General features: G+C 63.2%; 9 protein-coding genes. 6 read left to right on the top strand and 3 right to left on the bottom strand.

Translation table 11 applies throughout. The features are described from left to right. Nucleotides 1–67 precede the first annotated feature (67 nt). Nucleotides 68–1801 (top strand): ABC-F family ATP-binding cassette domain-containing protein, encoded by a 1734-nt coding sequence (locus tag CLU93_RS07940; protein WP_099760672.1) that lies wholly within the window; start codon nt 68–70, stop codon nt 1799–1801. Nucleotides 1802–1852: 51 nt separating this feature from the next. Here the strand turns inward: CLU93_RS07940 and CLU93_RS07935 are convergent, their stop codons facing one another. Genes CLU93_RS07935 through CLU93_RS07925 form a run of 3 tightly spaced genes read right to left on the bottom strand, consistent with a single transcriptional unit; the run spans nt 1853 to nt 4798 of the window. Then, on the bottom strand, nt 1853–2704 hold the full coding sequence (locus CLU93_RS07935; RefSeq protein WP_099760671.1) for a sulfurtransferase: 852 nt from the start codon (nt 2702–2704) through the stop codon (nt 1853–1855). A 13-nt stretch (nt 2705–2717) separates the two neighbouring features. After that, nucleotides 2718–3641 (bottom strand): DMT family transporter, encoded by a 924-nt coding sequence (locus CLU93_RS28860; protein WP_099760670.1) that lies wholly within the window; start codon nt 3639–3641, stop codon nt 2718–2720. Nucleotides 3642–3697: 56 nt separating this feature from the next. Next, a complete protein-coding gene (locus tag CLU93_RS07925) occupies nt 3698–4798 on the bottom strand; it encodes an aromatic ring-hydroxylating oxygenase subunit alpha (RefSeq protein ID WP_099760669.1) in 1101 nt (366 codons plus the stop codon). Nucleotides 4799–5205: 407 nt separating this feature from the next. Here CLU93_RS07925 and CLU93_RS07920 point away from each other — a divergent pair, with 407 nt between their 5' ends. From CLU93_RS07920 to CLU93_RS07900, 5 genes are all read left to right on the top strand, one after another. Continuing rightward, on the top strand, nt 5206–5457 hold the full coding sequence (locus CLU93_RS07920; RefSeq protein ID WP_046683420.1) for an exodeoxyribonuclease VII small subunit: 252 nt from the start codon (nt 5206–5208) through the stop codon (nt 5455–5457). Continuing rightward, nucleotides 5454–6365, top strand: coding sequence for a polyprenyl synthetase family protein (locus tag CLU93_RS07915; RefSeq protein ID WP_257224906.1), 912 nt, complete (start codon nt 5454–5456; stop codon nt 6363–6365). Before CLU93_RS07920 ends, CLU93_RS07915 begins: the two co-directional genes overlap by 4 nt. Continuing rightward, nucleotides 6366–8234 (top strand): 1-deoxy-D-xylulose-5-phosphate synthase, encoded by a 1869-nt coding sequence (gene dxs / locus CLU93_RS07910; protein WP_099760667.1) that lies wholly within the window; start codon nt 6366–6368, stop codon nt 8232–8234. Nucleotides 8235–8425: 191 nt separating this feature from the next. Beyond that, a complete protein-coding gene (locus CLU93_RS07905; protein ID WP_099764290.1) occupies nt 8426–10492 on the top strand; it encodes an FUSC family protein in 2067 nt (688 codons plus the stop codon). Between the two features lie 207 nt (nt 10493–10699). Then, nucleotides 10700–13252, top strand: a complete 2553-nt coding sequence (locus tag CLU93_RS07900) for a TonB-dependent receptor plug domain-containing protein (protein ID WP_099760666.1) — start codon at nt 10700–10702, stop codon at nt 13250–13252. Nucleotides 13253–13254: the final 2 nt, after the last annotated feature.

Raw genomic sequence — 13254 nt, 5'->3', positions numbered from 1 at the left:
TGGTACTCCGTTGTCGTTAGCGCTCCTGTTAACGCGGATGCTTGCATCCCGAACAAAGACAAGAGCCATGACTACCCTTATCTCTACCCAAGCTTTACAGCTGGATACCCACGACGGTTTCCTCTTCAATGAACTCGCCTTTACCTTGCGCCAGGGCGACCGCATCGGCCTGATCGGCCACAATGGCTGCGGCAAAAGCACCTTGCTGGGCTTGCTCAGCGGCACGCGGGAAGCCACGTCCGGCACCATCCATGTCGCCCGTGCCTGCCGTTTGCAGCACGTGGAACAGCACTTGCCGGCAGAACTTGCCAGCCTGAGCCTGTACGACGCCTTGCTGGCGCCCGTGCTGGAGCAGGCGGAACTGCATTGGCGGATCGACAGCCTGCTGGCCGAACTGGGTTTTGACGTCGAGACGGCGCAAGTGCCCGTGCATTCCTTGTCCGGCGGCCAGCACACGCGCCTGCTGCTGGGGCGTGCCCTGCTGCAGGAGCCGAACGTGCTGCTGCTCGATGAACCGAGTAATCACCTGGACTTGCCGTCGCTGCTGTGGCTGGAGCAATTCCTGCTGACATGGCGCGGCGCCTTCATCCTCGTCTCGCACGACCAGCGCCTGCTCGACAACGTGGCCACACGCAGCTGGATCTTGCGCGATAGCCGGCTGTACGATTTCGACTTGCCGTGCGGCCCGGCGCTGGCGGCGCTGGCCGAAGCCGATCTTGCCGCTGCCGCCCGGCATGCGGCCGAACAGAAGGAAATCGACCGACTGGCCGTCAGCAGCACCCGCCTGGCCTTGTGGGGCAAGATCTACGATAACGTCGGCATGGCGCGCAAGGCCAAGAGTATGCAGCGGCGCATCGACAAGCTGCAGGAGGAACAGTCGTTCGTCAGCGATGGCGCGCCCTGGCGCCTGACCCTGCGCGGCAAGGCGCTGGCGGCCGACCAGCTGCTGGCGCTCGATGGGCTGGAGGTGCGCGCCGTGCCGACGTCTCCCGTGCTGTTCCAGGTGGGCCAGCTGTGGCTGAAACCGGGCGACCGGGTCGCCTTGCTGGGCGCCAACGGCAGTGGCAAGTCGTCCTTGCTGCGCCTGTGCTGGCAAGCGATCCAGGCGCAGGAAGAACGCAGCGACCTGCGTTACCACCACGCCGCCAATATCGGTTACTACGACCAGTCGCTCAAGCAACTGGCCGACGATGCGGATTTATCCGACGCCCTGTACCCGTTTGCCGTGCAAAATGAGGCGGCGCGCAGCCAGGTGGCGCGCAAGCAAGCCTTGATTTCGGCCGGTTTTCCGTATGCGCGCCATGGCCAGACGGTGGCCACCCTGAGCGGCGGAGAGCGGGCGCGGCTGCTGTTCCTGGGGCTGTCGCTGGCCAGCTACCATTTGCTGCTGCTGGACGAACCGAGCAACCACCTGGACATGCAGGGCAAGGCGGAACTGGGGCAAGCCCTGCATGGCTTCGAGGGAGGTTGCCTGCTGGTGTCGCACGACCGCGACCTGATCGAGACGGCCTGCAACCGTTACTGGGTGGTGGCCGATGGCCAGCTGGAAGAGTGGCCGGACGCGGCCAGCGCCTATGCACGGCTGAGCGCCGAGGATGGGCCGGCGCTGACACCCGTGCCAAGAGTGGAGCAGGTGTCTGCGGTGCTGACGGACATCGACGTGCAGCTGGAGCGCTTGTGCGAACTGGAGCAATTGCTGGCGGAAGACCTGGCGAGAAAACCGCGCCATCAGAAGCCGGCCAGCCAGCAGGCGTGGCAGGCGGAATTGGAACAGCTGAATCAGGTGCTGGGGATAAGTTAATAGTTATCCACGGGTGAAAAAAATGGCGGACCATCTGGTCCGCCATTTTTCTTAATTACCCGTCGCCACCGGCCGCGCCGGATCGGCGCACCATTCGCTCCACGAGCCCGGATACAGGGCCGCGCCGCGTAAACCGGCCACTTCCAGGGCCAGCAAGTTGTGGCAAGCCGTCACGCCGGAGCCGCACTGCAGGATGGTCGATTCAGCCGTACTGATCAGGCCCGCGAATTCCTGCTCCAGTTCTTTGGCGGATTTGAAGCGGCCATCTGCCTGCAAGTTATCCTTGAAGAAACGGTTTTTCGCGCCGGGGATATGGCCGCCCACGGGGTCGATGGTTTCGTTTTCACCGCGATACCGGTCGGGGGCGCGCGCGTCGATGACCGTCAAGTCCTGGGTTTCCAGGTTGGCAATCACGTCCTGCACGCTGACCGTGCGCGTCAGGCTGGCTTTTTCCGTCAGATTGCCGACAGGGCGCGGTGCCACGGGCGTCACCAGCGGCAAGCCTTGCGCCTGCCAGGCGGCCAGGCCCCCGTCGAGCACGGCGACGGCTGGATGGCCGAGCCAGCGCAGCAGCCACCACAGACGGGCGGCGAACATGCCGCCCTGGCCGTCATAGGCGATGACTTGCGTGTCGTCATCGATGCCCCAGCCGCGCAGGGTGGCCAGCAGGGCGTTGCGCTCGGGCAAGGGATGCCGTCCCGTAAAGTCCGCGCCGCGCGCCGTCTTGGGACCGGACAGGGCCGTGTCGATGTCGGCAAACTGCGCGTTCTGGATGTGGCCGGCGGCGAACGCATCGCTGCCAGCCGTGGGGTTGAGCAAGTCGTGGCGGCAATCGAGAATGACCCAGTCGCTGTCATTCAGGTGGCTGGCCAGTTCGCTGGCCTGGATCAAGGTGGTGTACATCAGGAACGCTCCTTTACACTTCGCTGGCAATGGGATCCGTGCGCGCGATCGCTGCGCCACGGGCCGTGTTGCGGGTATTGTAATAGGTGGCGGCGATGCCGGAGGCGAGAATGATGCCGATGCCGGCCCAGCCGTGCCAGTCGAACAGGTCACCAAAGATCACCACGCCCCAGAAGCTGGAAAAGACGATGCCCGTGTATTGCAAGTTGGCAACCACGAGGGTCTTGCCCAGGCGATAGGCGCGCGTCATGGCCATCTGCGCCATGGTGGCGCACAGGCCGATGGCGGCCAGCAAGCCGATGCCATAGGCGCTCGTGTGCGCATGCCAGACGACGGGGCCGCCGCCGGCGCTGGCCACGTGGCCGATCACGCCGGCGAGGAAGTTGACGACCGAGAAATAAAACACGACGCGGTATTCGGGTTCGCCCAGCAAGCCCAGCTTGCGCACCTGCAAGTAGGCGAGGGCCGACAGCATGCCGGAAATCAAGGCCGTGACGGCGCCGCCCACCTGGTCCGTCTCGAACACGGGTTGCAGCAGCAGAGTCACGCCGACAAAGCTCATGGCAATCGCCGCCACCAGCGGCCACTCGACTTGCTTCGTCGCTTTCCACCAGCCACCGGCCAGCAGGATGACGGCGATCCAGATGGGCGCCATGTAATTGAGGGTCATGGCCGTGGCCAGCGGCAGGATGGCGATGGCATAAAACCACAGCCACAGGGCGATCACGCCCACCACGCCGCGCCACAGATGCTGGCCCGGCATCGTGGTTTTAAAGCTGCCACCCTGATAGAAAATCGTGCAACCCATGACGGTCATGCCGATGATGCCGCGATACATGACGATTTCGGACGTCGAATACAACTCCGACGCCAGTTTGACGCACACGCCCATGATGGCGAACATGAAACTGGCGAATAACATCCAAAGCGATTGCATGAGTAAATCCTGGTAATGAAAATGAAAAAGGCCGCACGAGGCGGCCCTTGAGGGAATTACAGTTCGATATTGTTGCGGTACCACTCGTGGAAGTGCTGCATGCCGTCTTCCATCGGCGACTGGTAAGGACCCACTTCGTTCTCGCCGCGCGCCATCAGGGCCTTGCGGCCCGCATCCATGCGCAGGGCGATTTCATCGTCCTCGACGCAGGTTTCCATGTAGGCAGCCCGTTCCGCTTCGACGAAGTCGCGCTCGAACAGCACGATTTCTTCAGGGTAATAGAACTCCACCACGTTGCGCGTCTTTTGCGGACCGTCGGGCCACAGGGTCGAGACGATCAGCACGTGGGGATACCATTCGACCATGATGTTCGGATACAGCGTCAGCCAGATGGCGCCATAGGGTGGCACTTCGCCGCCACGGAATTGCAGCACCTGCTCCTGCCATTTCTTGTAGGCGGGCGAACCGGCCTGCTGCAGACCGCGGTGCACGCCCACCGTTTGCACGCTGTAATCCTTGCCGAATTCCCAGCGCAGGTCGTCGCAGCTGACAAAGCTGCCCAGACCCGGGTGGAACGGTTCCACGTGATAATCCTCGAGGTAGACTTCGATGAAGGTCTTCCAGTTGTAGTCGCATTCGTGGATTTCCACGTGGTCGAACAGATAGCCGGAAAAATCGAGGTCTTTCGAGACGGACAAATCTTTCAATTTTTCCATCACGTTGTAGCCATTTTGCTCGAACAGCAAGCCATTCCAGCTTTGCAGCGGCGTTTTCGACAGGTTCAGGCACGGCGTCTCGGGGAAGTGCGGCGCGCCGATCAATTCACCCTTGAGGTCGTAGGTCCAGCGGTGCAGCGGGCAGACGATGTTATTTGCATTGCCACGGCCATTGAACATCAGCGCCTGCCGGTGGCGGCACACGTTGGACAGCACTTCGATGCCATTGGCGTTGCGCACGAGCATGCGCCCTTCGTTCTCAGACGCCAGGGTCGCAAAATCGCCGGTTTCCGGCACCATCAGCTCGTGCCCGACATAGCGCGGGCCAGCTTGGAACAATTGCTGCATTTCACGCTGCAACAGCGTTTCGTCAAAATAGACGTGGACCGGAAGTTGCGCGTTTGAGCGCGCCAGCTTGGCGTGAGTAGCCAGATCGGACATCCCAACCCCCCATAAATGTACAACGGTCAGCAGTGCCCCAGGCCATTCCCTGGGCAACCGCTACAGAGAGAAAGAATCCGCAAAGACCTGAATTCAAATTTGTTGAAACGGTATTTCGGACAGAACCGGCGATTATAGCGCGTATCGGCCTCGGCATTGCCAAACCCCTCCGGCAAATAGGTTACTTTAGTGATGAACATTGTCATTTACCGTGCAATTTCCGACCGATGGGGGCGATTGCGCTAGAATTGACTGCCAAGCTGGCAACGTCTACCCCTTTGAGCACGCCGATTGCGCTTTAGTTTTCACTTAATAGTGTGGTTTGTTCTAAAATAACGCTTCTATGCTGGCCGGGAGTCCCCGGCGTCTCCCTACATACCCCTCGTGCCACGAAGAGATCTGAGTCTATGTCGAAGAAATTAACTGCCGCTGCCGCAGCGCCGGCCTCGTTTGAAGAGGCGATGGCGGAACTGGCGCAGCTGGTAACGCAAATGGAAGCGGGCCAGTTGCCGCTGGAAGCATCGGTCGCGGCCTACCAGCGCGGCTCGGAACTGGTCAAGTATTGCGCTACCCAGCTCGACAGTGTCGAAGCGCAGGTGAAAGTACTGGAAGGCGACATGCTGAAACCGTTCGTCGATGCCGGCGAGGCCGCGCAATGATGGACAGCGTACAGCAAGACGGCGTCACCTTCGGCGACTGGATGCAAGCGACCCAGTCCGGCGTGGAAAGCCGGCTCGACCAGTTTCTGCCTGCGGCGGGCGCCGTACCGCACAAGCTGCACGCGGCCATGCGCTATGCGCTCTTGGGCGGCGGCAAGCGCGTGCGTCCGTTGCTGGTGATGGCGGCCGGTGAATTGTTTGATGCCGATCAAGATACCCTCGCGCGCGCCGCTTGCGCCTTGGAAATGATTCACGTGTATTCGCTGGTGCACGACGACATGCCGTGCATGGATGACGATGCCTTGCGCCGTGGCAAGCCCACCGTGCACATCGCCTACGATGAAGCGACGGCCCTGCTGGTCGGTGACGCGTTGCAATCGCAAGCGTTCATGCTGCTGGCTGACGGCGCGGCCATTCCACCGGCGCGGCAAATGGCGATGATCAGGTTGCTGGCGCACGCCTCTGGTTCCTATGGCATGTGCGGCGGCCAGGCGATCGATCTCGACAGCGTCGGCCTGGCCTTGAGCCTGCCGCAGCTGGAACAGATGCATCAACTCAAAACGGGCGCCTTGCTGCGCGCGGCCGTGATTCTGGGCGCGCTGGCGGGCAAGGACCTGGCGCCGGACGAGATGACGGCGCTGAACGCGTATGCGCGCGCCGTCGGCCTGGCGTTCCAGGTGGTGGACGACGTGCTCGACGCCACGGCCGATTCGGCCACCCTGGGCAAGACGGCGGGCAAGGATGCGGCGGCCAACAAGCCGACTTACGTATCGATACTGGGGCTGGAACCATCGAGAGCCCTGGCAGAACAATTGCGGTGCGACGCCCATGCGGCGCTGGCGCCATTCGGGGACAAGGCACGCCGTCTGCGCGAGCTGGCAGACCTGGTCGTGCAGCGGAAGGCATAAATGAAACTGTTAGAAACTATCAATGAACCAGCGCAAGTGCGCAAGCTGGCCCGCTCGCAACTGGTGCCGCTGGCGCAGGAATTGCGCAGCTTTCTGCTCGACTCCGTTTCCAAGACGGGCGGCCACCTGTCGTCCAACCTGGGCACGGTCGAGCTGACCGTCGCGCTGCACTATGTGTTCAACACGCCGCACGACCGCATCGTCTGGGACGTGGGCCACCAGACCTATTCGCACAAGATTTTGACGGGCCGGCGCGAGCGCATGCACACCCTGCGCCAGAAGGATGGCATTTCCGGTTTCCCGAAACGCGACGAGAGCGAGTACGACACCTTCGGCACGGCGCACTCGTCGACGTCCATTTCCGCAGCGCTGGGCATGGCGCAGGCCGCCAAGATCAAGGGCGACCCGCTGCACGCGATCGCCGTGATCGGCGACGGTTCGATGACGGCCGGCATGGCGTTCGAGGCGATGAACAATGCTGGCGTGCAAGAAGACATCAACCTGCTGGTGATCCTGAACGACAACGACATGTCGATCTCGCCGCCCGTGGGCGCGTTGAACCGCCACCTGGCGCGGCTGATGTCGGGCCAGTTCTATGCTGCGGCGAAAAATGTCGGCAAGTCCGTCTTGCCCGGCCCCGTGCTGGAGCTGGCGAAGCGCTTCGAAGAGCACGCCAAGGGCATGGTCGTGCCCGCCACCATGTTCGAGGAATTCGGTTTCAATTACATCGGCCCCATCGATGGCCATGACCTCGATTCGCTGATCCCGACCTTGCAAAATATCAAGCAATTGAAGGGTCCGCAATTCCTGCACGTGGTCACCAAGAAGGGGCAGGGCTACAAGCTGGCCGAGGCGGAACCGATTCTGTACCACGGCACGCCGAAATTCAATCCGGCCGAGGGCATCAAGCCGGCCACGGCGCCGGGCAAGATGACGTACACGGAAGTGTTCGGCAACTGGCTGTGCGACATGGCCGCGCACGACAAGCGCCTGGTGGGCATCACGCCGGCCATGCGCGAAGGCTCGGGCATGGTCAAGTTCGAACAGCAATTTCCGAACCGCTACTTTGACGTCGGTATTGCCGAGCAGCATTCCGTGACCTTTGCTGCTGGCCTGGCTTGCGAGGATCTCAAACCCGTCGTGGCCATCTATTCGACTTTCCTGCAGCGCGCCTACGATCAGCTGATCCACGACGTGGCGCTGCAAAACCTGGACGTGACGTTCGCGCTGGACCGCGCCGGCCTGGTGGGCGCCGACGGCGCCACGCACGCGGGCAACTACGACATGGCGTTTTTGCGCTGCATCCCGAACATGGTCGTCATGGCCGCGTCCGACGAAAACGAATGCCGTCAAATGCTCACCACGGGCTACCACTATCCGGGCCCGGCGGCCATCCGCTATCCGCGCGGCGCCGGTGCCGGCGTCGCCATCGTGCCGGAACTGAGCAGCATCGAGATCGGCAAGGGCGAGCTCAAGCGCCACGGCAAGCGCATCGCCATCCTGGCCTTTGGCTCCATGGTGGCACCGAGCGTGGCGGCGGGCGAGAAGCTTGACGCGACGGTAGCCAACATGCGCTTCGTCAAGCCGCTCGACGTGGCGCTGGTGAAGCAGCTGGCTCTTGACCACGATTATCTGGTGACGGTGGAAGAGGGCTGCATCATGGGCGGCGCCGGTTCGGCCGTGGCCGAGGCCCTGGCAGCGGAAGGGATCGTCAAGCCGATTTTGATGCTGGGCTTGCCGGACGTCTTCATCGACCATGGCGACCCCGTGCAGTTGCTGAAAAGCGTGGGCCTGGACGCCACCGGCATCGCTGCCTCGATCGAGCAGCGCTTCCCGTCCGCCGGACCACGCCTGGCCATGGTCAGCTAAGAAGCTCAAGCAAGATAACAGCGGCACTGTGGTGCCGCTTTTTTTTTGTCTGGCGAGATTTTACGCTGCACTGCAACATTTTTCGCCCGGGAATGCTACGATGACGCTTTGATACCTTTTCAAAGTCCACCTTGCATTTCAGGAAACTTCACCGCCGTGCGCGTGCACTGGCCGGCCGCTGGCTGACGGGCATGCACGCCTATACCGACACCCTGTCGCAGCGCCGTCCCCTGTGGATGGTCACCCTGGCCATCGACGAAACGAATCTGTCCGAGGGCTTGCGGGCCGCCTGCGCTTCCAGCGCCATGCTGCTGCTGGGCCTGCTGTTCGATCAGCCTGATTTTTCCTGGGCCGCCATCGGCGCCTTCTGGACCTGCCTGGCCGACGCGGCCGGCACGCGGCGCATGCGCTTCGTCTCGATGCTGGGCTTCGGCTTGCTGTCGAGCGTGGCCGGCGGCCTGACGGCGCTGGCGGCCGGGCATGGCGTGGCGACGGCGGCCATCGCCGTGCTGCTGTTTTCCTGGGCCGGCGCGCTGGCGCGCATCTGGGGCGCGGCCACGGCGCAAGTGGCCATCCTGGCGGCCACGGCTTGCGTGGTGATGGTCACGCACCCATTGGAATCGATGACGCAGACGGCGCCATTCCTGGGCCTCTACATGTTCGGCTGCCTGTTTGCCACGGTGCTCAGTTTTACCGTCTGGCGCATCCACCCGTTCAGCCCTGCCAGGCGCGCCATCCGCGCCGCGTATTCGCGCCTGGCCGGCATCGCGCGCGACAATGCGCGCTTCCTCGAACATGACGCGCCGCAGGCCGACGCCGCTGCGCATGGCGCCAGCTACCGTTCGCAGGCGCGCGCCGCGCTGGAAGCGGCGCGCGTGGCGCTGGCCGCCGTGCCGCCCGCACGCGCGGGCCGCAGCGCCCTGTACGACAACCTGCTGCTGGCGCTCAGCGACGCCGAGCGCATCTTCGCCTATCTGATCGCCGTCACGCATACGTGCGAGCGCGAGCAGCAGCGGCTGCGCCAGGACCCGCGCGCGCGGCGCAGCCTGGAAGTGATGGCTGTGCTGCTGCGCCGCCTGGGCCAGGCCGTGCAGCGCCAGCCGGAAACGCCGCCCCTGGAATTGCAGCGCCGCCTGGCGGGCTGCGGACGGCGCCTGGAAGCGGCGCTGGGCGCCTTGCTGCCGCTGCGCCTGAACGTGGACTTCATGGAACTGGGCTTGCCGCGCGCGGCGCAGCTGCCGTGGCGCGAGGCGGCTTTCCTGGCGCTGGGGCAGGCGTGGCAGACGGCGAAAGTCAACGCCACGCCGCAGTCGCTGAGCTGGCGCCATGCGGCGCGCGTGTCGCTGGCGACGACGGCCGGCTTCCTGCTGGTCGAGGCGCTGCACATTCCGTTCGGCTACTGGGCCACCATGGCGACGTTGCTGATACTGCAGCCGTCCGTGTCGACCACCTGGCCGCGCGGCATCGAGCGGGTCGCGGGCAGCGTGCTGGGCGCCGTGCTGGCCGTGCTGATCGGCCTGGCCGTGCACACCCCGCTGGCGATTTCGCTGGTGGTGTTTCCCCTGATCGTCGCCACCATGGCTTTGCGCCGCGTCAGCTACAGCCTGCACGTGCTGTTCATGACGCCCGCCTTCGTGCTGGTGGCCGACTATGCGGCCCCGGCCAGCGAGATGGTGTATGCCGCCAGCCGCCTGGGCAACAATGTGCTCGGTTGCGTGCTGGCCCTGCTGGCCACGTTTTTCCTGTGGCCGGACCGCGAGGCGGACGACCTGGACCAGCGCCTGGCGAAAGCCGTGTCGGCCAACCTGAAATATTTGCTGGCCGTGCTGGCGGCCGGTGGTAAATGGGATAGCGCCATCGCGCGCCTGCGCCGCGAGGCGGGCTTGGCCAGCAATAACGCGGAACAGGTGCTGCAGCGCCTGCGCATCGAGCGCCGCCTCGACCGCAGCAGCGGCGTGGGCCTGGCGGCGCTGCGCACCTTGCCGCTGCTGCGCCGCGTGGCGGGCAGCACGGCGCGCATCAGCCTCAGCCCCCAGGCCGAGCCGGCGCCGCCCGAGCTGCAGCAGTGGATTGCCGAGGTCAGTGCTGAAATGGATGCCTTGCTGCGCGGTGTCCCTCCGGCATCTGCGCCCGGGCCCTGTGCGGCCGAGGGTTTGACTGCCTTGCAGGCCGATGCCGTGGGGCAAGTGCAGTTGTTGCGCGGCTTGCTGCGCGAGCATGTGCATGCGCAGCCGTCCAGGGTGGCGGCTCCCGCATAAGCTGGCGGCGTGGCGCAGATGCCACAGGCTGCCCGAAATTTTTACGCATGTCAAAAAAACAGCCGTGTTTTGATTTTTCTGCCTTGTAAATGCGAATAGTAATAGTTATCATTTGCAACTGGCAGCATGAGAAGACGACACTGAAGGATCGAGTGAAGGGCGGCATCATGAGACTGCCCCTTTCCCATCCGCAGTTGAAGGTTCTTCATGTCTTCCATTCTTACCCTGCGCCAGTCCGTGCTGGCCATCGGCCTGGCCTTTGGCGCCAGCGCTGCCTCGCCCCTTGTTCTTGCCGCCGCAGCGGACGCCGATGAACCTGCACCGCAGATGCTGCCTGAAGTGCGCACGCAAGCCGAACGTGTCTCCGTGGGCGAACAGCGCCTGGACAGGCGCCAGATTGAAGCGCTGAATGGCATCGACGGCAATGTCACGAGCTTGTTGCGCATCAACCCCAGCGTGCAATTCGATAACAAGCAGCAAGCCTCCGCCACCCAGGGCGAACTGGCGCCGGCCGACATCAGCATCAATGGCGCCAAGTTCTACGATAATCTGTACCAGATGGATGGCATGTCGCTCAACAACGATATCGGCCCCGTCAGTAGTAATCCCGCCAGCAATACCACGCCACCGTCGGCCAGCCAGGGCTTTGCCGTCGATACCAGCTTGCTGTGCGATGTGACGGTGCTCGACTCGAACATCGGCGCCGAGTTTGGCCGCTTCAAGGGCGGCGTGGTGAAGGCCAACACTTGCGCGCCCACGCGCAAGCTGTCCGGCCAGGTTTCCGTGGAAAGCACGCGCTCGTCATGGATGCAATACAAGCTCAACGACAGCCAGAAGGAAAGCGCCACCACGTCGACGACGGCGGCCTTGCAGCCCGAATTCGAGAAATGGACGTACCGTGCCGCGCTGCAGGGCAAGGTGACGGAGAATTTCAGCCTGATTGGCAGTTTTATCCGCAAGACTTCGGACATTCCCCTGAATGGCTACGGCAACCGTTTGCAAAGTGAAAGCGATGCCAACCGCAAGGTACAAAAGCGCGGCAGCGACAATGCCTTCGTGCGCGGTTTTTGGACCATCGGCCCCGGCGTGCTGGCCGATTTCTCGCTCATGCATGCACCGGCCAGTGGCGACTATTTCATTGCCAATGCAAAAAACAGCACGTATCACCTGAAAAGCGGCGGCACGGGTGTCAACCTGGGCCTGACGCATCCCGTGGGGTTGCTGGGCAATGCCAAGGCGGAGCACCGATTGAGCTGGAACAAGATGGACAGCTCGCGCGATGCCGATGCCAGCGTCTGGAAAGCCTGGCGCTACTCGAGTGGCAAGAACTGGGGCGTCAAAACGGGCACGGGTGCGACGGGCTGGGCCAGTAACGAGGGCGGCTGGGGCGACGTCGACCAGGAACAGGAAAATATCGCGTACCAGGGCAAGCTGAAGTGGGAGCCGCTCGATTTGCTGGGCATGTCGCATACTTTCGAGGCCGGTGTGGAACTGGACTATCAACGCAGCAGCTATGTGCGCCACACGCAGTATGAGCAATACCAGGCATCGCTCAATACCAACACTTGCAATATGCCGGGTGGCGCGGTGGACAGGCAATACTGCTCGCTGGCCACGCCCTGGAATGCGGCGTCGAACGTGCGCGGCCAGTACCTGGCGCAGCGCATTATTTACTACGCGGGCGCCTATGAGCTGAACAACAAGATGCGTGGCGCCTTCCTGCAGGACGACGTCAGGCTGGGCGATGTGCGCCTGCGCCTGGGCGTGCGCTACGACAGCGACGAGCTGTCGCCGAAGTCGAGCATCGCGCCGCGCCTGTCGGCCTTCTGGGATGTGGCGGGCAAGGGCACGACACTGATCGAGGCAGGCGCCAACCGCTACTATGGCCGCAATTTCTTTGATTTCTACGCCCATTCGAAACGCCTGGCGCTGCAGACGTCGCCGCAGACGCGCACCCTGTCGGGCGGCTTGCTGAAGGATTGGGCAGCGCCCGTGATGGCCGCCAACTGGGCCTGGTACAAGACGGGCGACATGAAGGTGCCGTACACGGATGAAAAAATGCTGGGCATCAGCCAGCAATGGGGTGGCGTGAAGTGGAGCGCCAAGCGCGTGCTGCGCGAAGGCCGCGACGAGATGGTGCAGCATTTGTTGTCGCCGGCTAATTTCTATTGGGATAACGTGGGCCGCACGGACAGCAAGGTCTGGACGTTTGCCGCCGAAACGGCGCGTCCCCTGCGTTGGGGCGATACGGCCACGCACGTGCAGTTCGGCTACGACCGCACGCGCATCCACTCGTCGCACGCCGATTACGCGGATAGCCTGAGCGATCTCGCGGGCGACTTGAAAGACTATATCTATTACCAGGGCAAGTTCATGCGCTGGGCGGATCGCCCGGCGAATAATTACAACCGTCCCTGGACGGCGCGCCTGTTGCTGTCGACGGATATCCCTGCATACCGCCTGAAAGTGGACAACTTCTTGCGCGTGCGGGGGCCGGAAACGGGCATGGCGACGACGGGTGAGTCCAAGCTGTTCGACGGCGAGGTGGCCACCGTCTTCAAGGATATTACGGTGGGCAAGTCGATCACCTGGGACATGCGCGTGCAGTATGCGCTGCCGAAGACGGGCCCGGGCGAGGGCTTTGTGAACCTGGGGATCGAGAACGTGAGCAACCGCAGCAATCCCCTGTTCCAGTCGACGACCGAGGTCGTGTATGAAAAAGGCCGCCAGTTTACGCTGGAACTCGGCTACCGTTTCTAATC

The organism is Janthinobacterium sp. 35, assembly GCF_002754575.1.
Lineage (GTDB): Bacteria > Pseudomonadota > Gammaproteobacteria > Burkholderiales > Burkholderiaceae_D > Janthinobacterium > Janthinobacterium tructae.
This window is presented reverse-complemented; position numbering and strand designations above follow the sequence as displayed.

What these genes read in the sequence shown, in the direction of transcription:
- CLU93_RS07940 (WP_099760672.1), top strand. Translation starts at nt 68, where the DNA reads ATGACTACCCTTATCTCTACCCAAGCTTTACAGCTGGATACCCACGAC.
- CLU93_RS07935 (WP_099760671.1), bottom strand. Translation starts at nt 2,704, where the DNA reads ATGTACACCACCTTGATCCAGGCCAGCGAACTGGCCAGCCACCTGAAT.
- CLU93_RS28860 (WP_099760670.1), bottom strand. Translation starts at nt 3,641, where the DNA reads ATGCAATCGCTTTGGATGTTATTCGCCAGTTTCATGTTCGCCATCATG.
- CLU93_RS07925 (WP_099760669.1), bottom strand. Translation starts at nt 4,798, where the DNA reads ATGTCCGATCTGGCTACTCACGCCAAGCTGGCGCGCTCAAACGCGCAA.
- CLU93_RS07920 (WP_046683420.1), top strand. Translation starts at nt 5,206, where the DNA reads ATGTCGAAGAAATTAACTGCCGCTGCCGCAGCGCCGGCCTCGTTTGAA.
- CLU93_RS07915 (WP_257224906.1), top strand. Translation starts at nt 5,454, where the DNA reads ATGATGGACAGCGTACAGCAAGACGGCGTCACCTTCGGCGACTGGATG.
- dxs (WP_099760667.1), top strand. Translation starts at nt 6,366, where the DNA reads ATGAAACTGTTAGAAACTATCAATGAACCAGCGCAAGTGCGCAAGCTG.
- CLU93_RS07905 (WP_099764290.1), top strand. Translation starts at nt 8,426, where the DNA reads ATGCACGCCTATACCGACACCCTGTCGCAGCGCCGTCCCCTGTGGATG.
- CLU93_RS07900 (WP_099760666.1), top strand. Translation starts at nt 10,700, where the DNA reads ATGTCTTCCATTCTTACCCTGCGCCAGTCCGTGCTGGCCATCGGCCTG.